At 60.6% G+C, this 24,348-nt stretch carries 24 protein-coding genes and 1 tRNA gene; 7 read left to right on the forward strand and 18 right to left on the reverse strand.

Features of this window, described 5'->3' with window-relative positions; translation table 11 throughout:
• Positions 1–77: 77 nt before the first annotated feature.
• The 10 genes from rimK to HCZ30_RS11680 form a co-directional block, all read right to left on the reverse strand.
• Entirely contained in the window at positions 78–1,514 is a 1,437-nt protein-coding gene (rimK, locus tag HCZ30_RS11635) for a 30S ribosomal protein S6--L-glutamate ligase (protein ID WP_246212769.1), read from the reverse strand.
• 195 nt (positions 1,515–1,709) lie between these two features.
• Complete coding sequence (locus HCZ30_RS11640; protein WP_167638466.1) at positions 1,710–2,783, reverse strand: 2'-deoxycytidine 5'-triphosphate deaminase; 1,074 nt, start codon at positions 2,781–2,783, stop codon at positions 1,710–1,712.
• Between the two features lie 51 nt (positions 2,784–2,834).
• Positions 2,835–2,911, reverse strand: a tRNA-Pro gene (locus HCZ30_RS11645).
• A gap of 77 nt (positions 2,912–2,988) precedes the next feature.
• Complete coding sequence (gph, locus tag HCZ30_RS11650) at positions 2,989–3,636, reverse strand: phosphoglycolate phosphatase (protein WP_167638467.1); 648 nt, start codon at positions 3,634–3,636, stop codon at positions 2,989–2,991.
• Between the two features lie 4 nt (positions 3,637–3,640).
• Positions 3,641–4,204, reverse strand: coding sequence for a MerR family transcriptional regulator (locus tag HCZ30_RS16645; protein WP_246212771.1), 564 nt, complete (start codon positions 4,202–4,204; stop codon positions 3,641–3,643).
• 11 nt (positions 4,205–4,215) lie between these two features.
• Positions 4,216–4,518, reverse strand: coding sequence for an integration host factor subunit alpha (gene ihfA / locus HCZ30_RS11660; protein WP_167638468.1), 303 nt, complete (start codon positions 4,516–4,518; stop codon positions 4,216–4,218).
• Between the two features lie 89 nt (positions 4,519–4,607).
• Positions 4,608–5,579 carry a beta-ketoacyl-ACP synthase III gene (locus HCZ30_RS11665; RefSeq protein ID WP_167638469.1) on the reverse strand — a complete coding sequence of 324 codons (972 nt, stop codon included), beginning with the start codon at positions 5,577–5,579 and terminating at the stop codon, positions 4,608–4,610.
• 5 nt (positions 5,580–5,584) lie between these two features.
• A complete protein-coding gene (plsX, locus tag HCZ30_RS11670) occupies positions 5,585–6,682 on the reverse strand; it encodes a phosphate acyltransferase PlsX (protein WP_348640379.1) in 1,098 nt (365 codons plus the stop codon).
• A 40-nt stretch (positions 6,683–6,722) separates the two neighbouring features.
• Positions 6,723–6,929, reverse strand: a complete 207-nt coding sequence (rpmF, locus tag HCZ30_RS11675) for a 50S ribosomal protein L32 (RefSeq protein ID WP_167638470.1) — start codon at positions 6,927–6,929, stop codon at positions 6,723–6,725.
• A 168-nt stretch (positions 6,930–7,097) separates the two neighbouring features.
• A complete protein-coding gene (locus HCZ30_RS11680; protein ID WP_167638471.1) occupies positions 7,098–7,646 on the reverse strand; it encodes a YceD family protein in 549 nt (182 codons plus the stop codon).
• A gap of 81 nt (positions 7,647–7,727) precedes the next feature.
• Between HCZ30_RS11680 and HCZ30_RS11685 the strand changes: the two genes are divergently transcribed.
• Both HCZ30_RS11685 and HCZ30_RS11690 read left to right on the forward strand, forming a co-directional pair.
• Positions 7,728–8,201, forward strand: coding sequence for an outer membrane protein assembly factor BamE (locus tag HCZ30_RS11685; RefSeq protein WP_167638472.1), 474 nt, complete (start codon positions 7,728–7,730; stop codon positions 8,199–8,201).
• 84 nt (positions 8,202–8,285) lie between these two features.
• A complete protein-coding gene (locus HCZ30_RS11690) occupies positions 8,286–9,026 on the forward strand; it encodes a GNAT family N-acetyltransferase (RefSeq protein ID WP_167638545.1) in 741 nt (246 codons plus the stop codon).
• A 70-nt stretch (positions 9,027–9,096) separates the two neighbouring features.
• Here HCZ30_RS11690 and ilvN read toward each other — a convergent pair whose 3' ends face one another.
• The 4 genes from ilvN to HCZ30_RS11710 form a co-directional block, all read right to left on the reverse strand.
• The gene (gene ilvN / locus HCZ30_RS11695) at positions 9,097–9,660 is read right to left on the reverse strand and encodes an acetolactate synthase small subunit (RefSeq protein ID WP_167638473.1); all 564 of its coding nucleotides are present in this window, start codon (positions 9,658–9,660) and stop codon (positions 9,097–9,099) included.
• Positions 9,661–9,768: 108 nt separating this feature from the next.
• Complete coding sequence (locus HCZ30_RS11700; RefSeq protein ID WP_167638474.1) at positions 9,769–11,511, reverse strand: acetolactate synthase 3 large subunit; 1,743 nt, start codon at positions 11,509–11,511, stop codon at positions 9,769–9,771.
• Positions 11,512–11,780: 269 nt separating this feature from the next.
• Entirely contained in the window at positions 11,781–12,419 is a 639-nt protein-coding gene (locus HCZ30_RS11705; RefSeq protein WP_167638475.1) for a response regulator transcription factor, read from the reverse strand.
• Positions 12,416–13,843, reverse strand: a complete 1,428-nt coding sequence (locus tag HCZ30_RS11710) for a cache domain-containing protein (protein ID WP_167638476.1) — start codon at positions 13,841–13,843, stop codon at positions 12,416–12,418. Before HCZ30_RS11710 ends, HCZ30_RS11705 begins: the two co-directional genes overlap by 4 nt.
• Positions 13,844–14,071: 228 nt before the next feature.
• On the opposite strand from HCZ30_RS11710, the gene HCZ30_RS11715 reads away from it, so the two are divergent.
• From HCZ30_RS11715 to HCZ30_RS11725, 3 genes are all read left to right on the forward strand, one after another.
• Positions 14,072–15,154, forward strand: a complete 1,083-nt coding sequence (locus HCZ30_RS11715) for a TRAP transporter substrate-binding protein (RefSeq protein ID WP_167638477.1) — start codon at positions 14,072–14,074, stop codon at positions 15,152–15,154.
• Between the two features lie 115 nt (positions 15,155–15,269).
• Positions 15,270–16,262: a TRAP transporter small permease subunit gene (locus HCZ30_RS11720; RefSeq protein ID WP_167638478.1), complete on the forward strand. Its 993-nt coding sequence runs from the start codon at positions 15,270–15,272 to the stop codon at positions 16,260–16,262.
• A gap of 18 nt (positions 16,263–16,280) precedes the next feature.
• On the forward strand, positions 16,281–18,626 hold the full coding sequence (locus HCZ30_RS11725) for a TRAP transporter large permease (RefSeq protein ID WP_167638479.1): 2,346 nt from the start codon (positions 16,281–16,283) through the stop codon (positions 18,624–18,626).
• Between the two features lie 69 nt (positions 18,627–18,695).
• On the opposite strand, the gene HCZ30_RS11730 is transcribed toward HCZ30_RS11725, so the two are convergent.
• The 3 genes from HCZ30_RS11730 to HCZ30_RS11740 form a co-directional block, all read right to left on the reverse strand.
• On the reverse strand, positions 18,696–19,520 hold the full coding sequence (locus HCZ30_RS11730; protein ID WP_167638480.1) for an arginyltransferase: 825 nt from the start codon (positions 19,518–19,520) through the stop codon (positions 18,696–18,698).
• Positions 19,521–19,602: 82 nt separating this feature from the next.
• On the reverse strand, positions 19,603–20,055 hold the full coding sequence (locus HCZ30_RS11735) for an RDD family protein (protein WP_167638481.1): 453 nt from the start codon (positions 20,053–20,055) through the stop codon (positions 19,603–19,605).
• Between the two features lie 62 nt (positions 20,056–20,117).
• A complete protein-coding gene (locus tag HCZ30_RS11740; protein WP_167638482.1) occupies positions 20,118–20,564 on the reverse strand; it encodes a DUF2852 domain-containing protein in 447 nt (148 codons plus the stop codon).
• 273 nt (positions 20,565–20,837) lie between these two features.
• Between HCZ30_RS11740 and HCZ30_RS11745 the strand changes: the two genes are divergently transcribed.
• Both HCZ30_RS11745 and HCZ30_RS11750 read left to right on the forward strand, forming a co-directional pair.
• Positions 20,838–23,597, forward strand: coding sequence for a glutamine-synthetase adenylyltransferase (locus tag HCZ30_RS11745; RefSeq protein ID WP_167638483.1), 2,760 nt, complete (start codon positions 20,838–20,840; stop codon positions 23,595–23,597).
• Positions 23,598–23,604: 7 nt separating this feature from the next.
• A complete protein-coding gene (locus HCZ30_RS11750) occupies positions 23,605–23,880 on the forward strand; it encodes a hypothetical protein (protein WP_167638484.1) in 276 nt (91 codons plus the stop codon).
• 16 nt (positions 23,881–23,896) lie between these two features.
• Here the strand turns inward: HCZ30_RS11750 and HCZ30_RS11755 are convergent, their stop codons facing one another.
• The gene (locus tag HCZ30_RS11755; RefSeq protein WP_167638485.1) at positions 23,897–24,346 is read right to left on the reverse strand and encodes a VOC family protein; all 450 of its coding nucleotides are present in this window, start codon (positions 24,344–24,346) and stop codon (positions 23,897–23,899) included.
• Positions 24,347–24,348: the final 2 nt, after the last annotated feature.

Below are 24,348 nucleotides of genomic sequence, written 5' to 3' on the forward strand. Positions count from 1 at the left end.
GGAGGAGGGGCGCTGCCCCTCTGGCGCTGTGCGCCATTCACCCCGAGGTATTTTTGTCAGAATGAAGATCGGGCCGGTCACTTGGACAGCGTCGGTGATCCGTCGTCATCGTCAACGGTGCGGCCACGGATCGGGGTCGGTCGGACGCGGTCTTCGATGTGGTCGATCAACATGCCGGCGATGTTTTTCTTGGTGGCGATCTCTATGCCTTCGAGGCCGGGGCTGGAGTTGACCTCGAGCACCTTCGGGCCTGATTCCGAGCGCAGGAGATCGACGCCTGCCATGTTGAGTTTGAACGCTTTGGCTGCGCGCACGGCGGTTTCGCGTTCCTCTTTGCTGATCCGCACGGACTGCGCGGAGCCGCCGCGATGCAGGTTGGAGCGGAAGTCACCTTCGGCGCCGGTGCGTTTCATGGATGCGACGACTTTGCCGCCGACGACGAAGCAGCGGATATCCTCGCCTGCGGCTTCTTTGACGAAATCCTGCACGAGGAAGTTGGCTTTGAGGCCGCGGAAGGCGTCGATCACCGACTGGGCGGCTTTCTTGGTTTCGGCAAGGACGACGCCTTTGCCTTGGGTCGATTCAAGCAGTTTCACGATCAGCGGCGCGGTGCCGACGAGACGCATGAGCGAGTCCGTGTCTTTCGGCGAGGCGGCGAAGGCGGTGTTCGGCATCCTGATCTTGTGGCGGGCCATGATCTGGTGTGCGGCGAGCTTGTCACGGCTGGCAGTGATCCCGTCGGAGCCGTTCAGACAGAACACGCCGATCGTTTCGAACTGGCGGATCACGGCGGTGCCATAGGAGGTAATCGACGCGCCGATGCGCGGGATCACGGCGTCGTAGCGGGGCAGGCGCTTGCCGTCGTAATGCACCTCGGGCGACATCGCGTTGATGGCCATGTAACAGCGGGTGGTGTCGATGACCTCGACCGTGTGGCCGTGCTTTTCGCCCTCTTCGACGAGGCGGCGCGTGGAGTAGTTATCCTCACGGCTGAGGACAGCGATGCGCAGCGCGCGGTTCGGGGCGGCGTGGCGGACGCGGGCCGTGGTGTAGACGTCGTAGCTGAGCTTGGGCTGCTGGTAGCGCTCGGTCGCGACGATAGTGATGTGGTCTTTCAGGGCCTCGCGGCCGAGCAACATGCGCGAATGCATCCCCGAGCGGTCTGTCAGGGTCAGTTCGATCGGCCAGCTTTCATCGCCGACCTGCATTTTCGAGGCGATGACATAGCGCATTTCGGATTCGCCGTTGGATGATGTGACGCTGCGCCTGTCGACGATCTTGGCCGAGCAGGGGATCATCAGGTCCTCGCGTCCGGGAACAGGCTGCACGGTAAAGCGGACTTTGGGTGCGGATGCGGGGCCGAAGGTTTCGATGTCGAAGGCATGGAGTGCCGATGTGCGTGCGCCGGTGTCGACCTTCGCCTTGATCGCAGGGAGTCCCAGATCGGGGAGCGCAACCCATTCCTCCCAGCCGAAACGCATAAGGTTCTGCATGTCGTCGGTATCGTTGGTCATGGAAGGACTCCTGCGTCTATTTGACCCCTGCGTTAACAAGGGCTGGCGGAAAATAACAACGGATGATGACGGAAATACTGCGGAATTACGCCGATGCGGGGCATCGGTCGTCGTGGTGTGGAGGGCGATTGGAGGGGCGCTGCCCCTCTGGCGCTGTGCGCCATTCACCCCGAGGTATTTGGGTCAGAATGAAGATCAGGCGCGGAAGTGTTTCGAGAGCTTGAGGCCCTGACCCTGATAGTTCGATTTGATATCGCGGCCGTAGAGTTGTTCGGGCAGTTCGGACATCTGTTCATAGACGAGACGGCCGACGATCTGGCCGTGTTCGAGGACGAAAGGAGCCTCGTGGCAGCGGACTTCGAGGACGCCGCGCGAGCCTGTACCGCCAGCGCTGTCATGGCCGAACCCGGGATCGAAGAAGCCTGCGTAGTGGACGCGGAATTCGCCGACCATCGCAAGGTAAGGGGCCATTTCGGCGGCCTGCATCGGCGGGATGGTGACGGCTTCGCGGCTGACGAGGATATAGAACGCGCCGGGATCGAGAATGATTTGCTGGTTGTCGGAGTGGACCTCTTCCCAGAACTCGCGCGGATCGTAGTGGTTCAGCAGGTCGAGGTCGATGACGCCGGTGTGCGGCTTGGCGCGGTAGCCGACGAGGGTGCCGTTTTGCGGCGCAAGGTCGACGGAGAAGCCGAGGCCATCGTCAATGACAGGCTCGCCGTTGACGAGCGGGGTTTCCGCGTGGAGCGCTTGGAGTTCGGCGTCGTCCAGAACTGCGTGGCCGGAGCGGAAGCGGATCTGGTTCAGACGCATTCCGGGGCGGACGAGGACGGAGAAGGAGCGCGGGCATATCTCTGCGTAGAGCGGACCATTGTAGCCCAGTGCGATGCGGTCGAACTCGACGCCGCCGTCTGTGATGGTGCGGGTCAGCAGATCGAGGCGACCGGTGGAGGATTTGGCATTCGCGACGGCTTGAATGCCAGCGGGCAGCGCGAGGCTCTCCATCAGCGGCACCACGTAAACGCATCCCTTTTCGAGGACGGCGCCATTCGTCAGGTCGACGCGGTGCATCTCGAATTCGGCGAGGCGGTCGGCGACAGAGCGGCCCTCGCCAGCAAGGAAAGACGCGCGGACGCGGTAGGCGACAGTGCCGAGACGCAGGTCGAGGCTTGCGGGCTGGATCTGACCGTCGACATAGGGTGTCGCAGCCGAGATTGCGCCATCGTCGATCAGCTTTGCGATCTGCTGGCTAGCCAATACTCCGGTCATTCTTTCCTCCCAAAAACAAATCGCCCGCCCAGTGAGGGCGGGCGATTTTGATGGTCGGGCTAGCAGGACTCGAACCTGCGACCTTCCGTCCCCCAGACGGACGCGCTACCAGGCTGCGCTATAGCCCGACGTGTGGGCCTTCTTACCGTTTTTGCGGGCAAGAGCAAGACGCAATCTGGGGAAAATTCCGTCGATCTGTCAGGAGTTAGCCGAGGATCAGGTCCGGCAGTTCCGACCAGTGGTCGAATGACCAGCGTTTGGGGACCTGCGCGACCGTTGTCTTGTGGTAGCCGCCGGTGAAAAAGACAAAGTCGATCTGTGCGTTCTGCGCAGTTTCCGCATCGACTTCGCTATCGCCGACGTAAAACTGACGGGTGCGACCGAGCATCGTGAACGTGGTGTCGAGCGGAAGGGGATCGGGTTTGCGCTTTTCGAGCGAATCGCCGGCGATCATCGCGTCGAAGTAATGCGCGAGGCCCAGTTGCGCGAGGACGCTTTTCATCGGGGCTGTCGGCTTGTTCGTGCAGAGGCCGAGGACGCAACCGGCAGCCTTCAATCGGTCCAGCGCGTCGGTGACGCCACCGTAGATCGTCGTCAGGTCGTGCGCATCGACATAGGTGTCCATGAAGGTTTTATACGCCTGATCGCGTTCGGCTTCGGGAACATCGCGCACGTCGCAGACGCGGCTGAACAGAAAAGCGGTGCCGTTGCCGACGAAGCTCTGCACCGTGTCGCGGTCCAGCGGGGCCAAGCCGTAGCCCGTAAGCATCGTGTTCACGGACGCGGCGATATCGGGAACGCTGTCGATCAGCGTCCCGTCGAGGTCGAAGACCACGGCAGTTTGTTCGGACATAAAATCAGGTTCCGGTCATGCGACCATATAGCGCCGCGAGGTTAACAAAATGGGGTCTGATCGAACCGGATTTACGCGCCAGCGCGCTCCGGTCGCCCCGAGAGATAAGCGACAGGACACCGATAGGTTCCGGCTGGGCAGGGGGCTCACTGACATTTGCAGGGATCGACGAGAAAAGATCACCAATGGCGGCGATCTCGCGATCTTCGGGCTGCGGCTTTGTCTCGGAGATTGCCGGCACGCCTTCGATCACATCATCTGTTTGAGGCTCGGGCGCCGTCTGCTCATCATCGGTCAGCGATTTGCCCAAGGATGCGACGTGCTTCACGCCCATCTCGCGCAACAGCTTTTGCGCGCCCTTTATGGTCATGCCGTCGTCATGCAGAAGTTTCTTGATACCGCCGAGCAGTTCCATGTCGACAGGGCGGTAATAGCGGCGGCCGCCCGCGCGCTTCACGGGTTTGATCTGCGTGAACTTGCTTTCCCAAAAGCGCAACACGTGGGCTGGCGTGTCCAGCCACTCCGACACCTCGCTGATGGTGCGGAAGGCATCGCGTGATTTGCCCATGGGTTAAGCCCTTAAGATTTGTTACCGTCCGAAACGCGGTCTTTCATAAGGTGGCTCGGACGGAATGTCAGCACACGGCGCGGAGAAATCACCTTCGGCTCGCCGGTTTTCGGGTTCCGGCCTACGCGTTCCGCTTTGTCGCGGACGGTGAAGGTGCCGAAAGAGCTGATCTTGACGGTCTCGCCTTCGACCAGAGCGTCCGAAATGTGCTTGAGCACGCTTTCGACCAGCTCGGCGCTATCATTGCGAGAAAGTCCGACTTCAGCGTGTACCGCTTCGGCAAGATCCATACGTGTCAGAGTCTTCTCGGCCATGCCATTCCCCCTCAGGTTTTGAGAATGTTACGCAGGCTCGAATTTACCTGTCAATAACAGGGGCTTGGAAAGAGGTGTTATAAGCCGCCTTACCAGCGGATTACGACCGAACCCCATGCAAGACCGCCGCCGATAGCCTCAGTAACGACCAGATCGCCTTGTTTGATCTGACCGCTCTGCACGCCTACGGAGAGTGCGAGGGGAATCGATGCCGCCGAGGTGTTGCCGTGGTCCTGAACGGTCACGACCACCTTATCCATGCTGACGCCAAGCTTTTTGGCGGTCGACTGGATGATGCGGATGTTGGCCTGATGGGGCACGACCCAATCGACGTCTTCAGACGTCAGGCCAGCATCGCCGAGCGATTTGTGCGCGGTTTGCGCCAGTTTTTCGACAGCGTGACGGAAGACTTCTTTGCCTTCCATACGCAGACGGCCCGTGGTCTGGGTCGAAACACCGCCGTCCACATAAAGAAGGTCTCGGTAGGTGCCGTCGGAATTGAGGTCGGTGGCCAGAATACCGCGGTCGGTATTGGCGCCGGTGCCGTCTTGCGCTTCGATGATCAGCGCGCCAGCGCCGTCACCGAACAGAACGCAGGTGGAGCGGTCTTCCCAGTCCATGATGCGGGTGAAGGTTTCCGCGCCGATAACCAGAACACGCTTCGCGCTGCCCGACTGGATCAGGGCGTTGGCGTTGGTCAGGGCGAAAACGAAACCGGCGCAGACGGCCTGGATATCGAAAGCAAAGCCGCTGGTGTTCCCAATGTTGTGCTGAACCATGGTCGCGGCAGACGGGAAGGTGAAGTCGGCGGTCGAGGTCGCAAGGACGACCGCGTCAATGTCGTTGCCCGTCAGACCTGCGTTTTCGAGCGCGGCGTTGGCAGCGCGGGTCGCGAGATCGGAGGTCGTCTGGCCTTCGGCGGCGAAGTGGCGGCGTTCAATTCCGGAACGGCTGACAATCCAGTCGTGGGACGTGTCCAGCTTGTCTTCGAAGTAGGAGTTGGGAACCACGCGCTCGGGAAGGTAATGCCCTACGCCGGTAACCACCGCTCTGATCGTCATTGAAATTACTCGCTTTTTGCGCTTGTAGACGCAGTTTCCGCGCCGTCATTCTGGGCATCTTGCGCAAGTGCGGTGGCAGTTGCAACCCGTGCAGCCAGTTTCTGTGAGAAGCCGTTCTTGCCGAGGCGGCTCGCAAGGGCCAGCGCGGCGGCAACGCCGGTCGGGTCGGCGGAGCCATGGCTCTTGATGACCGAGCCGTTCAGACCGAGGAACACACCGCCGTTGACGCGGCGCGGGTCGATCCGCTTTTTCAGGCGCTGGAGCGAGGTATAGGCAATCGCCGCCGCAATGCGCGACAGGAACGAGTTGTTGAAAGCTTCGCGCAGCGCGCTGGAGATCAGGTTCGCGGTGCCTTCGCCGGTTTTCAGCGCAACGTTGCCGGTGAAACCATCGGTGACAATGACGTCCACGCGGTCGGAGGGCAGGTCGTTGCCTTCGACAAAACCGATGTACTCGAAATCGCCGCGGTCGGCAGCAGCAGCGATCAGCTCGTGCGCGACCTTCAGCTCGGCGCGGCCCTTGTGCTCTTCAACACCGACGTTCAGCAGGCCAACGCGGGGGCGGGCGAGGCCCATACCGTTGCGAGCGTAGGACGTGCCCATCAGTGCATAAGTCAGAAGGTCGTCCTGATCGGCGCGGATATCGGCACCGGCATCGAGCATGACGTTGAAGTTGCCCGCGCTCATCGACGGCCACATGCATGCGATGGCCGGACGGTTCACACCGTCGACCTTGCGCAGGATGAGCATCGACATCGCCATCAGCGCGCCGGTGTTGCCGCAGGACACACAGACATCCGCATCGCCGGTCTTCACCGCAGTGATAGCCGACCACATAGACGTCTTTTTGCCCTGACGCAGGATCTGCGAGGGCTTATCGGTCATCTGGACCACATCGGGGCAGTCGCGGATTTCGACGCGGTCTGCGATGCGGCGCTTGTTGACGAGCGGCGTCAGGTCTTGCTCGCGACCATGCAGGATGGCGCGTGCTGACGGATCCTTTGCCAGAAAACTGGCAAGGCCCGCGACAATAGCCGCAGGCCCTTTATCACCGCCCATGGCGTCAACGGACAAGACTACGGATTTTTCCGAGGTATTGGTCACGTCAGACCCGTCCGTTTTCCATTAGTACCACTGGAGATGCTTATGCAGCGTCTTCGTCCAGATCGACTTCGTCGGCCTGAGCTACGATTTCTTTGCTATCGTAGTGACCGCAGGACGGGCAAACGTGGTGCGGACGCTTCAGTTCGCCACAGGACGAGCATTCGTTCGGGTTGGCAGCAACCAGAGCGTCGTGTGCGCGGCGCATGTTGCGGCGCGATTTGGAGACTTTGTTCTGCTGAACGGCCATGTCTCTACCTATCTAGTTCGGGGGCGCATGGCCCGGTGTTTCGTGTTTCGCTTACGAGTATCGCGGGCGTCCTAGACGATTAGACGCGGCCTGTCGAGTATCGTTTGAAAGAGGCCGCGAACATACTGCGATTTCGCGTTTGCGCAAGCCCCGTATCGGGGCCTTTTGTCATTCTTTTTCTGGTTTTTCCAGAGAGTCGCGCAAGGATTTTAGGCCCGCGAACGGTTTTGTGTCCTCGTCCCGCATCGGAGCGATTCCTTTTTCGGTGTAAACCGCTTCGCCAAGCTCGACTCCCTCCGCGCGAGGGAAGGGCGGAAGGGCCAGGCTGAGCGCTTCGGCCATCACTTCATAGAGATCAATGGCGGTCGGCAGCGGCTCGATGGAATCATCGTCGGGCATTTCCACCTCGCCGATGAGCGTCTCCTCATAGTCATGCACGTAGGCGCGCACGATGCTCTCGTCGATGCGAGTGGTGACCGGCTCGAGCGTCACGACGCATTCCTGAACCACGGTTGCGCCCAGTTTTGCATGGAGATGCCAGTCGGTTTTGCCGCGTGCGAGCAGTTTGCCCTCGAAGCGGAGTTTGCGAACTTTGAGGATATCGAGCACGCGAGCCAACTCGGCGCGGGCGTCCGCGTCGGGCTCCAGCGTGAAGGGAACTTCGGTGCGTCCGGACAATTCGGACAGACGGTAGATATGTTTGTCGGCAGAGCCCATTACGCTTCCATTCTTGAACAACGGCCTTAGGGTGATGTAAGCCAACTAAAAGCCAAGGCAAAGCGATACAAGGGGGCATTCATGGGCAAGACGGCAGGTATCATCCGCGGTATGCGGATCCTTCCACTTGCGGTAGCGGCCCTGCTTGCTACCAGCGCCTGCGTCGAGCGCATCGACTACCACGGGTTTACACCGAGCCAAGAAGCCATCGCTTCGGTCGATGTCGGCAGCGATACTCGCGCCACGGTGATCGAAAAGCTCGGTCGTCCGTCGATGGGCGGCATCACCGGCACGGATAGCCTCTACTACGTATCCTACGCGGTCCGTAACTACGGTGCGTTCCCGCCCAAGGAAATCGACCGCACCGTTCTGGCGCTCGACTTCGACGCGGGCGGTATCGTGCGCAATGTGGAGCTGTTCGGTCTTGAGGACGGCAACGTTGTATCCCTGTCGCGCCGGGTGACCGACAACGGTCTGCGTGACAATACGCTAATGCGTCAGATCCTCGGTTCGATCGGTCGCTTCAACGCCGCCGACTTCATCGGCTCGGACTAAGATCGAACTCAGCGCAAAAAAGACAATACACCTGTTACATGCCTCGGCTAATGTAGCAGGTGTCTTTGTTTGCTGGGTACCGCCATGCGCCTGAGCCTGACCCGCGGTCGCTACATCGCCCGACTTGCCGAAACGCCTCAGGACATCCTGCGGGCGCAGCGCCTGCGTCATCGGTGCTTCATCGGAGAACACGACGGGCATGACGCCGATCATTTCGACGATGTCTGCAAACATGTGCTGGTCGAGGATACGCGGAGCGGTGGGCTCGTGTGCTGTTTCCGCCTGCTGCCGCTGGCGAGCGGGTCAGAGATCGGAAAGAGCTATTCCGCGCAGTATTACGAACTGTCATCGCTCGGCGCTTTTGATGGGCCCATGGTCGAGATGGGCCGGTTCTGTATAGCTCCCGAGGTACGCGATCCCGATGTCCTGCGTGTCGCGTGGGGTGCGATGACGCAATACGTCGACGAGGCCGGGGTGGAGATGCTGTTCGGCTGCTCGTCGTTCCACGGGATTGAGGCGGACAGCTACGTTGATGCCTTCGATATGCTGGCAGAGCGCCACCTTGCGCCCAAACGCTGGCTGCCAAAGGTCAAAGCGCCGCGCGTCTTCCGCTTTGCCAGCGAGCGCCTACGCAGGCCGCTGGACCGCAAGGCCGCAATGCTGCGGATGCCGCCGCTGCTGAAGACCTATCTGGTGATGGGGGGATGGGTGAGTGATCATGCGGTCGTCGATACTGACCTCAACACGTTGCATGTCTTTACCGGCCTCGAGATCAATGCCATTCCGCCAGCCCGCGCAAAGGCATTGCGGGCTGTGGCGGGGTGAGGGGCGCTGCCCCTCTGGCGCTGTGCGCCATTCACCCCGAGGTATTTTCGTCAGAATGAAGAGCGGGCGCTTATTTTGCGCCGCGCGACAGGGCTGCAACGCCGGTGCGAGCCACTTCGACGAGGCCCAGCGGGCGCATCAGGTCTGCGAAGGCGTCGATCTTTTCCGGTGTACCGGTCAGTTCGAACACGAAGCTTTCGAGGGTGGTGTCGACCACGCTGGCGCGGAAAATATCGGCCAGACGCAGGGCTTCAACGCGCTGGTCGCCTTGGCCTGCGACCTTGAAGAGGCCCAGTTCGCGCTCGACGCTCGGACCTTCGACGGTGAGGTCGTGGACTTCGAGGACGACGACGATGCGGCCCAATTGCGCTTTGATCTGCTCGATGATCTGCGGGGTGCCCGAAGTCACGATGGTGATGCGCGACTGGTGGCCCTGATGATCGACCTCGGCCACCGTGAGACTTTCGATGTTGTAGCCACGGCCTGCAAATAGACCGATGACGCGCGCCAGAACGCCGGGTTCGTTGGCGACGAGGCAGGCAAGGGTGTGGCGTTCGACCGTATCTCCGTAGCCGGAGCGTAGGTTGTAGGCGGAGTGGCTGGTCGAACCCTTTTTAATGTTTAGCGGAGACATCTTATTTCCGTTTCTGCTTGGCCATCGCAGGGCGAGGCTTGGATACATTGACCGCTGCGATGCGCGCAGCGTGGGGGCAGGCGGGCCGCGGTGGCCCGCCGAGGGGCATCACACCAGCGCGGCGCCCGATTTGAATGCTTCGGCATCGGCAGAGAGCAGCATCTCGTTATGCGGCTTGCCCGACGGGATCATCGGGAAGCAGTTTTCGTGCTTCTCGACCAGACAGTCGAAGATCACCGGACCGTCGTGCTTGATCATTTCCATGATCGCGTCGTCGAGGTCCTTGGGATCCTTACAGATAATACCTTTGGCACCGAAGGCTTCTGCCAGCTTCACGAAGTCGGGCAGGGCTTCCGACCAGCTCGACGAGTAGCGTTCGCCGTGCAGCAGTTCCTGCCACTGACGGACCATGCCGAGGCGCTCGTTGTTCAGGATAAACTGCTTCACCGGCAGGCGGTACTGAACCGCGGTGCCCATTTCCTGCATGTTCATCAGCCACGACGCTTCGCCAGCGACGTTGATTACGAGCGCTTCGGGGTGAGCCATCTGCACGCCGACCGATGCGGGGAAACCATAGCCCATGGTGCCGAGGCCGCCCGAGGTCATCCAGCGGTTCGGGTCCTCGAAGCCGAGGAACTGGGCTGCCCACATCTGGTGCTGACCGACTTCGGTCGTGATGTAGCGATCCATGCCCTTGGTCAGTTCTTCGAGACGCTGGAGCGCGTACTGCGGTTTGATGACCGATTCCGAGTTGGTGTAGGCGAGGCAGTTGACCTTGCGCCAGCCGTTGATCTTTTCCCACCACTTCGACAGCGACTCTTTGTCGGTCACGCGGCCACGCGATTTCCAGACCTTCAGCAGGTCTTCGAGAACGTGGGCAACGTCGCCGATGATCGGGATATCGACGTGGATGATCTTGTTGATCGACGACGGGTCGATGTCGATGTGGGCCTTCTTCGACTTCGGCGAGAACGCGTCGGTGCGGCCGGTGATACGGTCGTCGAAGCGGGCGCCCACGTTAATCATCAGGTCACAGTCGTGCATCGCCATGTTGGCTTCATAGAGACCATGCATACCCAGCATACCGAGCCACTTGTCGCCCGACGCCGGATAGGCGCCCAGACCCATCAGGGTCGAAGTGATCGGGAAGTTGGTGGCTTCGATCAGTTCGCGCAGCAGCTGGCTGGCAGCATCGCCCGAGTTGATGACGCCGCCGCCGGTGTAGAACACTGGGCGCTTGGCCTTTTCCATCAGCTTGACGAGGTCGTTTATGCCCTCGATGTCGCCTTTGACCTTGGGCTGGTAGCGCGGCTTGATCTTGGTCTTTTCGGTGTAGGTAGCCGAAGCGAACTGGACGTCCTTGGGGATGTCGACCAGCACCGGACCCGGACGGCCCGACGATGCGATGTGGAACGCCTCGTGGATGCGGCTCGACAGCTCGTCCGCATCGCGAACCAGCCAGTTATGCTTGGTGCAGGGGCGGGTGATGCCGACGGTGTCGGCTTCCTGGAACGCGTCCGAGCCGATCATGAAGGTCGGAACCTGACCGGAGAACACCACGAGCGGGATCGAGTCCATCAGTGCATCCGTCAGACCGGTCACCGCATTCGTCGCACCCGGGCCCGAAGTGACCAGCGCAACGCCGACCTTACCGGTCGAGCGGGCGTAGCCTTCGGCAGCGTGGATCGCGGCCTGTTCGTGGCGCACGAGGACGTGGCGGATATCGTTCTGCTGGAAGATTTCGTCGTAGATCGGTAGCACAGCGCCGCCGGGGTATCCGAATACCGTGTCCACGCCCTGATCCTTCAGAGCTTGAACCACCATTTTCGCGCCGGTCATCTGACGAGACATCTGCGTTCTTCCTTATACTGCGTCGTCGTTATCTCACAAAAAAGCCCCCGAAGGTTTTTCGGGGGCGCATGGGGTGCCGATATGGCTTCCGTTACCGGACCATGCGCCTTTCGACCACCACTACCACTAGAAGGTTGTGCATTTCGGAGCCTTTCGTTTACGGGCCTGACTTATGCACGATCAAAAAAGGAGGTCAACAGCCCCTTTGGAGAAAATGTCGTGCGGAAGGCGATTTTCGCAACTTTCTTTCAAATCGCCATGGCAATGCGTTACACGCTGCGTCCAGTACCTTGCAGGACGCCGTGTTCGAGCGCGTATCTGGTCAGGCCGGCTGTAGAGCTAATGCCTAGTTTGCGCTTGATATTCTTGCGGTGGGTTTCCACCGTCCTGACCGAGATGTCGAGGGCTAGCGCGACTTCTTTGTTCGATTTGCCGGTCGCAAGTTCGAGAAGAATTGTCTGCTCGCGGTTGGTCAGCGGCTCGCGACCGTCGGAAATCTTGGGCTTGAGCGATCCTTCGGCGCCCGTGCAGAGGTAGGTTTCGCCTGCCATCACTTTGTCGATAGCCGTGCGGATTTCCTCGGTCGGGACGTCCTTGAGGACATAGCCGCGCGCGCCGTGGTTCAGCGCGGTCGAGATATATTCGGGGCTGTCGTGCATCGACAGGATCAGAATGCGCGTGTCGGGCTGGCGTTCAAGGATCATCTCAGTCGCCGATAGCCCGCCGATCCCCGGCATGTTCAGGTCGAGCAGCATCACATCAGGGTTCAGCGTGTCGACAGCAGCAATCGCTTCTTCTCCGCTGGTCAGCGCGCCCACGACCTCGATATCGTCATAGGTTTCCAGGATGGCCTGAATGCCTTCGACGACCATCGGGTGATCGTCCACGATCGCGATGCGAATGCTCATGTCTCGTCCTTACTGCGCGAATCCGGCGGAAGCATGTGGGTCAGCGGGACAACGGCGCGGATGGTGGTGCCCTTGTCGCTGCTTTCGATCGTCAGCGTTCCGTCGAGCTGTTCTATGCGCTCCTGCATGTTGCGCAAGCCCAGTCCCGATTTTGCACGTCGGGGTGGCATTGGCCAGTCCATCCCGCAGCCATTGTCGGATATGTGGAGGTTCGCGCCGTTGCGTGTGCCGCGCAGATTGACGTGGACATGCGTTGCGCCCGAATGCCGCTCGATATTGGTGAGGGCTTCTTGCGCGATGCGATAGAGCGCAATGCGCGACTCGCGGTCGAGGCGGCCGCGGAACACCACGGTTTCAAAATCGGTTTCGATCCCCGTGCGGGTCGAGAATTCGTCCGTCAACGCCTGAAGGGCAGGGCCGAGGCCGAGGTCGTCCAGCACACCGGGGCGCAGATCGCGGCTGATGCGGCGGACTTCCTGAATGGCACCGCCCAGACCGCTGATCCCTTTGTCGAGGCTCTCTGCCGCGCGGTCGTCGCCCGTCACGACCCGACGTTTGGCAAGCTCCAGCACATATCGCACGCCGACCAGCATCTGACTGATCGAGTCGTGGAGTTCCCGCGCGACCCGCCCGCGTTCTTCTTCCTGCGTGTCGATAATCCGCTCGGTCAGTTCTTTGAGCTTGGCATCCGCAAGACGGCGCTCGCGGATATTCAGGCCCACGCCCGTGGCGAAAACCAGCACCAGCGCGCCCGTTGCAATAAGAAGGATATAGAGGGACGTGCGGCGGATACGGGCGGACACCTCGGATTTTGCAGTCGTCACCGCATCAATGGCATCGTCGATAAAGATGCCCGTGCCGATCACCCAGCGCCAATCCTGAAGGCCGTTCACAAAGACAACCATGCGCCCGATCTCTCCGGTGGAAGGGCGGGGCCAGTCGAAGGTGTGATAACCGCCGCCGTCGCGGGCGATACGAATGAGCTCGTCAACGATGGGGGTGCCGTTGCGGTCCTCCAGCCCGATCCAGTTGCGCCCGATCAGCTCCGTCTGGCGCGGCGCGACGAGGTTGTTGCCGTCATAGTCATAGACAAAGAAGTAGCCGTCCTGCCCGTAGAGCATCGCAGACAGGATCTGTGTCACTTCCAGCTTTGCCTGCTCGTCATCCGGCGCGGCGCGGCCATAGACTGTGATGAACGCCGTCCGCGCAATGGACAGGTAGTTCTTCAACTCCTGCCGCTTGGCTTCGACCAGTTCGCCCTCCAGCATCCTGATTTCACGCTCCGACAGACGCTGCGACTGCACCTCTACGACGGCTGCAATCACACCCACCGACAGGATGAGCGGAAGCGTGGCCAGAAGGAACAGCTTCTGGCCATACGTAAAGGTGAGGAGGTGCCGTAGCCGTTCGGCCAGAGATTGCATGGCGATTCGTTGATGGGAATCAGTGGTTGTGCGCTCAACTCTGACCCAATTCCGGGCGGGGTGCGACCTCGTGATACAGTGAATTGGTTAGGTTTTATGACAATCCGGCGGGTTCTACGTAGTACTAGGTATTTATTTTGCGTCCCGAAGCTGGCTAGTCTGTCGACGCGATTAACGACGCAAACCATCGGGGAGAGCGATGGGGCGTCACTTCTGGGAGGAAACCAAATGGATCGTCGTTCTTTTCTGCGCACTTCCGCGATCGGTGGTACCGCTGCAGCAGCAACTTCGCTGGCCGCACCGGTCTACGCGCAAGGTAAGCGCACTCTGACCCTCGTCACCACTTGGGGTCGTGGTCTGGCTGGCGTGCACGACGCGGCTCAGCGCTGCGCCGACAGCATCACCGCAATGACCGATGGTCAGCTGACCGTTGACCTCAAAGCTGCTGGCGAACTCGTCGGCGCGTTCGAAGTCTTCGACGCTGTGACCTCGGGTCAGGCCGACATGTACCACGGTGCCGACTACTACTTCGTCAACCAGCACCCTGCATATGCCTACTTCACCTCGGTTCCGTTCGGCATGACTGCTCAGGAACTGGCAAACTGGTACTACTACGCCGGCGGTATGGAACTGCACGACGAACTCGGCCAGATCTTCGGTCTGAAGTCGTTCCTCGGCGGTAACACCGGCGCGCAGTCGGGTGGTTGGTTCACCAAGGAAATCACCGGTCCGGAAGACTTCCAGGGTCTGAAGTTCCGTATGCCGGGTCTCGGCGGCGAAGCTCTCGGCAAGCTGGGCGCATCGGTTCAGAACCTTCCGGGTGCAGAAGTGTACCAGGCGCTGGCTTCGGGCGCGATCGACGGCACCGAATGGATCGGTCCGTGGGCTGACGAAAAGGCCGGTTTCCAAGAAATCACCAAGTTCTACTACACCGCTGGCTTCCACGAGCCGGGCGCAGGTCTGTCGCTCGCAATGAACCGCGACGTCTTCGACAGCCTCACCCCCGCCCAGCAGAAGATCTACGAGATCGCCGCTGGCGAAGCACACCAGAACAACCTCGCCCAGTTCCTTTCGAACAACGGTGCGGCGCTCCAGCGTTTGCAGGCAGGCGGCGTCAAGGTTCTGGAATTCTCGGACAGCGTTTGGGATGCATTCGGCACCGCGTCGAAAGAGACCCTCGACCAGTACATGGGCGACGACATCTTCTCGCGCGTTCGCAACTCGGCCGAAGAGTCGATGAAAGCGTCGTCGAACTGGATCACCCGTTCGGAAGGCACCTACCGTACGCAGCGTGACCGCGTTCTGGGCTAATCCCGACGTGCAGTAATCAACGGACGGGCCTTTTCGGGAGACCGGAGGGGCCCGCTTCATTCGGGGAGCCTGTCCGGCCTCTTGGGATGCGCCGGACGTGCCAAACGGGGACATCATGGAAGAAGAAATTGCCTGCAGCGGCTTCTTCGCTGCAAACACAGAGGGCACGATAAGCTGTCTCGACAAGTTCGAGCAGGGGAACGTCCTCCAATGGTTCTTCGGCAACTTGCTGGAAGCCTTTTACAACCTGTTCTACGCCATCGCGCATCCGAGCCTCTGGCTCGACTGGCTGAGCTGGAACAACACCACCGAAGACAAACTGTCGCTGCTGAACTTCGTCTACTACGGAGGTTCGCTGGAGTTTCTCTTCGTCTTCTTCGTGATTGCGGCGATCCTCTCTGCGATCGGTTTCTGGAAGAACGGCTTCATGTGGGGCATGGTCCGCGTGCTCGAAGGTATCGCCAACGGCATCGGTCGCACCTTCGCTTTGGCGGGTCTGATCATGGTGATGATCCAGATCATGATCATCTTCCTCCAGCGTGTTTTCGCGGTCAGCGAGATCACCCTCGGCTTCGGTCTCGGCTTTGCGTTCGACGTCAGCTGGTGGTCGGAAAGTCTCAAATTTTACAACGCGTTGATCGTCGCTCTTTGTGCGACTTACACGTTTGTTCAGGGCGGCCACGTCCGCGTTGACCTCGTCTATTCCAACGTCAGCTACCGCACCAAGAAAACCATCGACATGTTCGGCTCGATCGTCTTCATGCTGCCGGTCGCGCTCGTGACGTGGATGTACGGCTGGTACTTCATGTGGCGTCACCTGATCGTGCCGAATATCTCGGCCTCGGACGCGCTGGACAAAGTGATCCGCAAGGCGCCCGCCGTTCGCTGGAACGTCGAGACCATCGGCTTCAGCCCGAACGGTTTCAACGCGTATTTCCTCTTTAAAATGCTGCTGCTCTGCTACGTCGCTCTGGTGATCATGCAGGCGTTCGCCTTCTTCTTCCGCTCCTACCTCGAGCGCAAAGAGGGCATTGCAGCCGAAGGCAAACATCTCGACCGCGACGATCTTGGCGATCCGCAGGCCGAGCTTGTGGCCGACATCCACTAAGCGAAGGACACGAAAAGAATGTTCGGACTTGATGGCGTAGAAATCGGCCTCATCATCGTATTCCTCAGCCTGTTCGGAGCAATCCTGTCAGGCTTCCCCGTAGCTTTTTCGATCGGCGGCGCTGCTGTCGTATCGTTCGTGATCATCGCGGCGCTCGATAGCGCCGGCCTGCTGATCCACCAAGGCATCGACACTTACTCCGACGCCTACAACGCGCTCATTGCAGATGGCGTGAGACCGGATGCGATATCCGTGTTCACCTATCCCGACCTCCCACGAGAAGCCATTTCGGTCTTCCCGCAGGGTTGGGAAACCGCAATGGACCGCAACATCGCGTTCATCGTGAACCGCATGAACGAGCGCGTTCTCGCAGGTCAGTCCATCGAGACTCTGCTGGCCGTTCTGATGTTCGTTCTGATGGGCATCATGCTGGAGCGTTCGCGTATCGCTGACGAGCTGCTGACCAAAATGGCTAACATCTTCGGCCCGCTTCCGGGCGGTCTGGCGGTGTCCATCGTGGTTGTGGGTGCGTTCCTTGCGGCATCGACCGGCATCGTCGGCGCGACCGTTGTGACCATGGGCCTGCTCGCGCTGCCGACCATGCTCAAGAACAAGTACTCGCCGGAACTGGCAACGGGCGTCATCGCGGCATCCGGTACGCTGGGCCAGATCATCCCTCCGTCCATCGTGATCGTGCTTCTCGGCACGCTGGCAGGTGACCTCTATTCGGCGGCTCAGGAAGACCGTGCACAGCTCGCTGGCTGTACCGATGCGCTGACTCTTCTGGGTGAGCCCGCGGTTGTTTCGGTCGGTACGCTGTTCCAGGCTGCGATGCTGCCGGGCATTATGCTCGCGCTGCTCTACGCGCTTTACGCCTTTGGTTACGCGCTGCTGAACCCGTCGCGTGCCCCTGCGGTGCAGATGGCCGGAGCCTCGACGTCGATGTCGACGCGCGGTGAAAAGCTGACTTACTTCCTCGGTGTTCCTGCCGCTGCCGTGATCTTCACGATCATTCTGGGGCAGGTGGGCATCGTGGGTAGCCAGTCGTTCATCGTCGACAGCTACACCGACGCAGGTCAGACCGCATCGCTGCGAACCAACGTCAGCGAACAGTGTCAGGCAAGCATGATCGACCTTCACGGTCAGGAAGCTTGGGACACCGCAGTTGCCGAACAGGACGCGATCAATGCGGCTGGCGGCGTTGCCGAAGCCCGTCAGCTGTCGGAAGAAGAGCGCTCCGCTCTGATCGCCGAAAAGATCGAGACCGCACCGAAGCTGGGCGTTGGCCTGTCGCTTCTGGTCATGATCATCGCGATTGTTCTGTCCGCAGGCCGCGGCATCAACCCGCTGGGCGATCACAAGCCGCTCATCGTGGGTGCCGTCGGTGCGCTTCTGATCCTGCTGGTGGACTATCTGTTCATCACGCCGGTGACGTCGTCGGGCGTGACGTTCCTGTGGATCCTGTTCCCGCTGATCCTCGCCTACATCGGTGTCCGCTCCGCTGCGGGTGAGCTGGCGAAGAACGACATCGTCAAGGTGGTCTTCCCGCCGCTCGTCCTGATCGTCGCCGTTCTCGGCTCGATCCTCGGCGGTGTGACCAACCCGACCCCTGCGGCTGCGCTGGGCGCGGGCGGTGCGATCCTGCTGGCTGCTGGCCGTAAACTTGCCGATGCTGGCAAGTCGGCCAAGCCGGTGATCTACACTGCCATCGCTATCGTCTTGATGCTGATCATCGGCACCAACTTCGATATGCGCACCGGACCGAATATGACGGTCGAGAACATGATTGCGTTCGGCCTTGCCTACGCGATGTTCCTCTTCTCGATGTTCGGCATCCTGTGGTCGTGCTGGATCCTGTGGACGATGGGCGTGCTGTCGCCGGTCGTGCGCGAAACCACGAAGGTCACGTCGATGGTATTCACCATCCTGATCGGCTCGCAGCTTCTGAACCTCGTGCTGATCTCCTTCGGTGGTGAGCACTACATTCAGGACTTCCTGCGGTCGTTCTCGAACGAGTGGACCGCGTTCCTGATCGTGATGTTGGTGCTGTTCATGCTCGGCTTCGTGCTCGACTTTCTCGAGATCATCTACATTGTGATCCCGATTGTCGGTCCGGTCATCTACGGCGGCTCGTTCGATCCGAAGTGGGTTACCATCATGATCGCCGTGAACCTTCAGACCTCGTTCCTGACCCCGCCGTTCGGCTTCGCGCTGTTCTATCTGCGCGGCGTTGCTCCGAAAGAGGTCACGACCGGTCACATCTACCGCGGTGTCATCCCGTTCGTCATCATCCAGATGGCTGCCCTGCTGCTGCTCGCGCTGGTGCCGTCCGTGGTGACGATCGTACCGAACCTGCTGAACTGATAGGGGAGGCGCGGCTGGTCCGCGCCTTCACCAAAAACGAAGGGCCGCGTCTGACGCGGCCCTTTTTCGTTAGTAGGCTTTGGTATCGGGAAGCTGGATCTTCGCCACCTGCGCCGCGATGGGCTCGACCTCCAACGGGTCGGTTGTCGCGGCATACTCTTCGGGATCGCCCAGCACCCGCCACTCGTTCTTGTAAAAGATCTCGAGCGGCTTGAAGTTCGCCTTGTAGCGCATCTTCTGACTGCCAGGCACCCAGTAGCCGAGATAGACGTAGGGCAGGCCCAGCTCGATCGCGAGGTTGATGTGATCGAGGATCAGGTACGTGCCGAGCGACGCCTTCGTGTCCGAGGTATCGAAGAACGAATAGACCATGCTCAGCCCGTCATCGAGGATGTCGGTCAGGCACACGGCCTTCAGCGCATTGTTGTCGCCTTCGATGCTGGAGCGGTATTCGACCACGCGCGAACGGATCGGGGTTTCTTCGACCATGGCTGCGAATTCGAACAGGTCCATGTCGGCCATGCCGCCGGTCGCGTGGCGCTGGTCAAGGTAACGGCGGAAGAGGTCATACTGCTCTTCGGTCGCCCAAGGGGTCGTTGCGGTGCGCTTCAGATAATCGTTGCGCGCCATGATCCGGCGCTGCGTGCGTGCGGTCTGAAACTCTGCCACGGGGATACGCGCGGACAGACAGGCCGAACATTCTGCGCAGGACGGACGGTAGAGAACGTTCTGCGAGCGGCGGAAGCCTTGCTTCGACAGCGCATCATTCAGACGTTCGGCGCCTTCGCCCTGTAGCGCTGTGAACAGCTTACGCTCCATCCGCCCGTCCAGATAAGGACAGGGTTGCGGGGCGGTTACATAAAACTGTGGCGCTATGGGAAGCGTATGGCGCATGATCTAACAACTAAAATTTGGCGCGAGGGGGCACCTCACGCCATTTACAGTGTAGGATCTTTAACGGTCTTCCGCTCCGGACTTATAGGGAGCGATTGATCGCTGCGGTGCCCAGAATGAGGTCCGTAAGACCCTGCTTACGTTGGGACACTAACATCATCAGGATAGAGATCAACTGTAGAGGGGCCACACCAAAGGACACATACAGACCCAGCGTGTGCATAAACGCCGTTCCGCTATCGAGCGGGGCGCCATCGTTGCGGCGGATCTCGACCGACATCATGCGCATTCCCCACGTCGCCGATTTGTTGCTCAGCGTCCACCAGCGGTAAACAAAGCCGACCACAAGCGAGAAGGCGGGGAAGAAGAACAGCGCGGTGAATGCTGTCAGCGGAGTGATGATGACAGCGGCCAGACCGATGATCGTGATGTCGATCAGCCACGCGAACGCGCGCTTGGTCCGGACGCTTTTGTAGAATTCGGGCCGCGTATCCGGATCGGGAAGGCCGTCATAGTAGAAATCAGTCGAGGTCATGTGTCGTCCTGTTGTGCCAGAGGTGCGCGGCCCGAGACGGGCCGCACGTGGTGCAGAGGCAATCAGGCCTCGGCGTGGGTTTCGGTCTGCGGAGCCGTTTCACGCGGAGCGCGGGCGCGCTCGTCCATGAACTGGTCGAACTCCGACTTGTCTTTCGCGGCGCGCAGACGCTCAAGGAACGCCTCGAAGTCGTCCTGCTCCTGCTGGAGGCGGCGCAGGGTTTCTTCGCGGTAGGCGTCGAACGCGCTGTTGCCGGTGCTGCGCTGCGGGCCGAAGCTGCGGGCAGCACGGTTATGGCGGGATTTGTTGCAACCTTTGTTAAACATACGTTTGCTCCAGATCATATAGGCAAGAAGGGCGAGGCCAACAGGCCAGAAAAAGACGAAGCCGAGGACCATTGCAGCGATCCATGCTCCTTTGCCGCGTGCGTCCAGCCAGTTTTCTGCCTGACGCAGCCAGCTTTGATGGGGCCGGCTTTGGGCGTAGTCATAACTTGTCGTATCAGTCATCGAGGGCTCCTGTGCCGAAGGATGTAAATGCTTTTCACATTTCCAATATTGGTATCGGACGGCTCGCCTACAAGGGCAAAATGTTAAAGACTGTTACATTTTCGGATGACGTTAGGGTAACTGCCTGAAAGTAAAAGATATTAACTTTCGGGTGGTAAGGAAAACATGCCCTGCGAATAAGGGGTTATGCGGCGGTTGCGCTCTGTCGCACAGGGTGAGGGCGGCTCTATTTGCCAGATTGACGCTGACGGAAAGCGGGTGAAAAGTGATCTCATGACATTCGACTCCCGCATCACCCGACTGCCCCGTGCCTACGAACCCGACCGCGCTGCCGATACGCTCGCGGTCCTGCCCGAGGTCACGGGCGTCATGCGCGACTTGCTCTACGGTGTTGCGGGGAGCAGCCCGTACCTTTCTGGTCTCATGCAAAAGGAAGCGGAGTGGTTCATTGCAGCGCTTGATGATCCCGAAGCTTCCGTGGCGGAAGTTCTCGAACTTGTGCGCACGCTTGAGGTCGATCAGCTGCGCAGCGGCCTGCGCCAAGCCAAACGGCGGATCGCGCTAATGACCGGCGTTGCCGATGTGGGCGGCGTCTGGGGACTGGAGACCGTCACGGGCACGCTGTCCGATTTCGCGGATGTGGCGGTCGATACCGCGCTCAAACGGCTTGTCGGAGCCGAGATCGCACGCGGCAAGATCCCCGGCATGACCGATGACGACGCGGCGACCGCTGGCGGCCTGTTTGCGCTGGCGATGGGCAAAGGCGGGGCGGGGGAGCTGAATTATTCCTCCGACATCGACCTGATCGTGCTGTTTGACAACGACCGGCTGGACGAGGACAACTACGACGACGCCCGCGCGTCCTTCATCCGCGCGACGCGCAAGATGACCACCTTGTTGTCCGAACAGACGGCGGAAGGCTACGTCTTCCGCACCGACCTGCGCCTGCGCCCCGATGCGAGCGTGACGCCTGTGTGTCTGTCGATCGCAGCGGCGGAGCACTATTACGAAAGCGTCGGCCGGACGTGGGAGCGCGCCGCCTATATCAAAGCGCGATCCGCCGCCGGTGATGTGAAAGCTGGCGAGGCGTTTCTGGAAACGCTCCGACCGTTCGTCTGGCGCAAGCACCTCGACTTTGCCGCCATTCAGGACGCGCACGACATGCGCCTGCGCATCCGCGATCACAAAGGACTGCATGGCGCGCTGAACCTCGACGGGCACAACATCAAACTGGGGCGGGGCGGCATCCGCGAGATCGAATTTTTTACCCAGACCCGCCAGCTCATTGCAGGTGGCCGCGATCCGAGCCTGCGCACTCGCGAAACCCGCCGCGGGTTGGATCGGCTTGCCGCTGCCGGATGGGTCGAGGCTGATGACGCGGTGAAGCTCTACGACCACTACAGTTTCCACCGCGAGGTCGAACACCGCCTTCAGATGATTAACGACCAGCAAACGCATACGCTTCCCAACTCGGCTGAAGGCTGGGAACGGTTGGCGGCCTTCATGGGGCGCGACGTCCCCGAACTGCGTGCAGAGCTGGAGCAACGGAGCCACGAGGTCCACGCACTGACCGAAGGGTTCTTTGCCCCTGACGAGCCCGCGCCTGCTGCCGACACCTTCGGCAAGGACATCGAGGCGGCATGGCTGGGTTATCCCGCGTTCCGTTCGGAGCGGGCAGTAGAGCTGTTCAAACGGGTGCGCCCCGAAATCTTCGACCGCCTCAAACAGTCGGCAAAGCCCGAAGAGGCGCTCCTGCAATTCGACGGATTTCTCAAAGGCTTACCCGCCGGAGTTCAACTGTTTTCGCTGTTCGAAGCGAACCCGCAGCTCACCCGTTTGATCGTCGACATCTGTGCGACAGCCCCCGCGCTTGCCCAGTATCTGTCCCGCAACGCATCCGTTTTCGACATGGTGATCGGCGGCAGTTTCTTCGATCCGTGGCCTTCGCTGGATGACCTCCGGCAGTCGCTGGACCGGTCCATGGCCGAGGCCGAAGACTACGAATCCAAGCTGAACATGGCCCGCCGCTGGATGAAGGAATGGCACTTCCGCGTCGGCGTTCACCACCTTCAGGGCCTCGTGTCCGCGCAGGAAAGCGGGGAGCAATACAGCGATCTGGCGGAGGCTGTGATCTCTGGCCTGTGGCCCATTGTGGTCGAGGAATTCAGCCGCAAGCACGGCACGCCGCCGGGGCGCGGAGCTGTGGTGCTCGGCATGGGGTCGCTCGGTGCGCGGCGGCTCAATGCAGGCTCGGACCTCGATCTGATCATGATTTACGACGCGGATGGAGTGGATAACTCCGATGGCCGCAGGCCGCTGGCAACGCGCCCCTATTACGCCCGCCTGACCCAAGCGCTTCTGACTGCCGTCACCGCGCCGATGGGCGAGGGCAAGCTCTACGAGGTCGACATGCGCCTGCGCCCTTCAGGCCGTCAGGGGCCGGTGGCGACCTCGCTCAATTCGTTCGACATGTACCAGCGTGACGAGGCATGGACGTGGGAGCACCTTGCGCTCACCCGTGCGCGGCCCATCGCAGGGGCCGAGGATCTAGCCGAGGAAGTCGAGGCGCTCCGCCAGCAGATCCTCGCAGAGAAATCTAATGGCGAAACCGTGCTCACTGACGTGGCCGACATGCGCCGCCGCATAGCCGAAGCAAAGGCGCCGCAAGGAGCTTGGGACGCGAAAATCGGGGCGGGGCGCTTGCAGGATGTGGAGCTTTGCGCGCAGACCGCCGCGCTCCGTGCTGGTTCTGCCGCCCGCAATGTGCCCGAGCAGATTGCTGCCGGTGTCGCCTCCGGATGGTTCAATGCCGCGGATGAAGCTGCCTTGTGCAACGCGGCGAATCTATTCTGGCAATTGCAGGCCGCCGCGCGGCTGCTCACTGGCGGCAAGCTGGACCCCGATGAACTGGGCGAGGGCGGACGTCGATTTATTTTGCGGGAGACCGGCTTTGCGGATACCGAGGCGCTACGCATCGCGATGGACGAGACGGCAAATGCGGCCGACCAGGTTATCTCTCGCCTCTTGGAATAGGCGCCACATGGCTCAAGACGATATCGACCCGACGGGTCTGATCCGTGAATCCTACCGTATCGACGGGATCACGCTCGAAGAATGCCGCAGCATTTTCTTTGACTGGGCGCTGAAAACTCCGCTCGGATCGGACACCAATGCCAACGTTCGCGGCCTTCTGGCCCGTTACGAAGGCGGCAATCCGCATCACCCGATGACCGGCGTGCTCAAAGAAGCGCTGGATCAGCCGACCGCACCAAAGCGTCGCGGCGGCCGTTCGGCGCGCGTGACCGATCAGCAATAAAAGGCAGGCGCAGCGGTTATTCCGCTGCGGCCTCCAACGCGGCGATGTCAAATTTCACCATTTGCATCATCGCCGCCATCACCGCGTCCGCTTTGGGACCGGCGATCAGCTCAAAAAAGACCTTGGGCACGATTTGCCACGACACACCCCAGCGGTCGGTAAGCCAACCGCATTGCATTTCTGCGCCGCCGTCGGCAAGCCCAGCCCAGACGCGGTCGATGTCGGCTTGGGTGTCGAGTTTCACTTCGATCGATGCAGCGGGTGTGAGCTTGTAATATGGCCCGCCATTCAGCAGGCTGAACTTCTGTCCACCGATTTCGAGAGATACCACCAGCGCTTCGTCAGGATTGTCGAACTTCGGCTGGGTGTGCGTGACGCGCACGTCGGGAAATAGGGTCTGGTAGAAAGCGGCAGCCTCGGCGGCGCCGCTTTCCAACCATAAGCAAGTGCTGGTCGGAGTTGTCATGA

The sequence above is a fragment of the Marivivens donghaensis genome (assembly GCF_011806565.1).
In the GTDB taxonomy this organism is placed as follows: domain Bacteria; phylum Pseudomonadota; class Alphaproteobacteria; order Rhodobacterales; family Rhodobacteraceae; genus Marivivens; species Marivivens donghaensis_A.

What these genes read in the sequence shown, in the direction of transcription:
- HCZ30_RS16645 (WP_246212771.1), bottom strand. Translation starts at nt 4,204, where the DNA reads ATGGGCAAATCACGCGATGCCTTCCGCACCATCAGCGAGGTGTCGGAG.
- HCZ30_RS11700 (WP_167638474.1), bottom strand. Translation starts at nt 11,511, where the DNA reads ATGTCTCGTCAGATGACCGGCGCGAAAATGGTGGTTCAAGCTCTGAAG.
- HCZ30_RS11680 (WP_167638471.1), bottom strand. Translation starts at nt 7,646, where the DNA reads ATGGGCTCTGCCGACAAACATATCTACCGTCTGTCCGAATTGTCCGGA.
- rimK (WP_246212769.1), bottom strand. Translation starts at nt 1,514, where the DNA reads ATGACCAACGATACCGACGACATGCAGAACCTTATGCGTTTCGGCTGG.
- HCZ30_RS11725 (WP_167638479.1), top strand. Translation starts at nt 16,281, where the DNA reads ATGTTCGGACTTGATGGCGTAGAAATCGGCCTCATCATCGTATTCCTC.
- HCZ30_RS11745 (WP_167638483.1), top strand. Translation starts at nt 20,838, where the DNA reads ATGACATTCGACTCCCGCATCACCCGACTGCCCCGTGCCTACGAACCC.
- HCZ30_RS11665 (WP_167638469.1), bottom strand. Translation starts at nt 5,579, where the DNA reads ATGACGATCAGAGCGGTGGTTACCGGCGTAGGGCATTACCTTCCCGAG.
- HCZ30_RS11715 (WP_167638477.1), top strand. Translation starts at nt 14,072, where the DNA reads ATGGATCGTCGTTCTTTTCTGCGCACTTCCGCGATCGGTGGTACCGCT.
- HCZ30_RS11640 (WP_167638466.1), bottom strand. Translation starts at nt 2,783, where the DNA reads ATGACCGGAGTATTGGCTAGCCAGCAGATCGCAAAGCTGATCGACGAT.
- HCZ30_RS11705 (WP_167638475.1), bottom strand. Translation starts at nt 12,419, where the DNA reads ATGAGCATTCGCATCGCGATCGTGGACGATCACCCGATGGTCGTCGAA.
- HCZ30_RS11750 (WP_167638484.1), top strand. Translation starts at nt 23,605, where the DNA reads ATGGCTCAAGACGATATCGACCCGACGGGTCTGATCCGTGAATCCTAC.
- HCZ30_RS11690 (WP_167638545.1), top strand. Translation starts at nt 8,286, where the DNA reads ATGCGCCTGAGCCTGACCCGCGGTCGCTACATCGCCCGACTTGCCGAA.
- HCZ30_RS11755 (WP_167638485.1), bottom strand. Translation starts at nt 24,346, where the DNA reads ATGACAACTCCGACCAGCACTTGCTTATGGTTGGAAAGCGGCGCCGCC.
- HCZ30_RS11740 (WP_167638482.1), bottom strand. Translation starts at nt 20,564, where the DNA reads ATGACTGATACGACAAGTTATGACTACGCCCAAAGCCGGCCCCATCAA.
- HCZ30_RS11730 (WP_167638480.1), bottom strand. Translation starts at nt 19,520, where the DNA reads ATGCGCCATACGCTTCCCATAGCGCCACAGTTTTATGTAACCGCCCCG.
- HCZ30_RS11685 (WP_167638472.1), top strand. Translation starts at nt 7,728, where the DNA reads ATGGGCAAGACGGCAGGTATCATCCGCGGTATGCGGATCCTTCCACTT.
- HCZ30_RS11735 (WP_167638481.1), bottom strand. Translation starts at nt 20,055, where the DNA reads ATGACCTCGACTGATTTCTACTATGACGGCCTTCCCGATCCGGATACG.
- HCZ30_RS11710 (WP_167638476.1), bottom strand. Translation starts at nt 13,843, where the DNA reads ATGCAATCTCTGGCCGAACGGCTACGGCACCTCCTCACCTTTACGTAT.
- ilvN (WP_167638473.1), bottom strand. Translation starts at nt 9,660, where the DNA reads ATGTCTCCGCTAAACATTAAAAAGGGTTCGACCAGCCACTCCGCCTAC.
- gph (WP_167638467.1), bottom strand. Translation starts at nt 3,636, where the DNA reads ATGTCCGAACAAACTGCCGTGGTCTTCGACCTCGACGGGACGCTGATC.
- rpmF (WP_167638470.1), bottom strand. Translation starts at nt 6,929, where the DNA reads ATGGCCGTTCAGCAGAACAAAGTCTCCAAATCGCGCCGCAACATGCGC.
- HCZ30_RS11720 (WP_167638478.1), top strand. Translation starts at nt 15,270, where the DNA reads ATGGAAGAAGAAATTGCCTGCAGCGGCTTCTTCGCTGCAAACACAGAG.
- ihfA (WP_167638468.1), bottom strand. Translation starts at nt 4,518, where the DNA reads ATGGCCGAGAAGACTCTGACACGTATGGATCTTGCCGAAGCGGTACAC.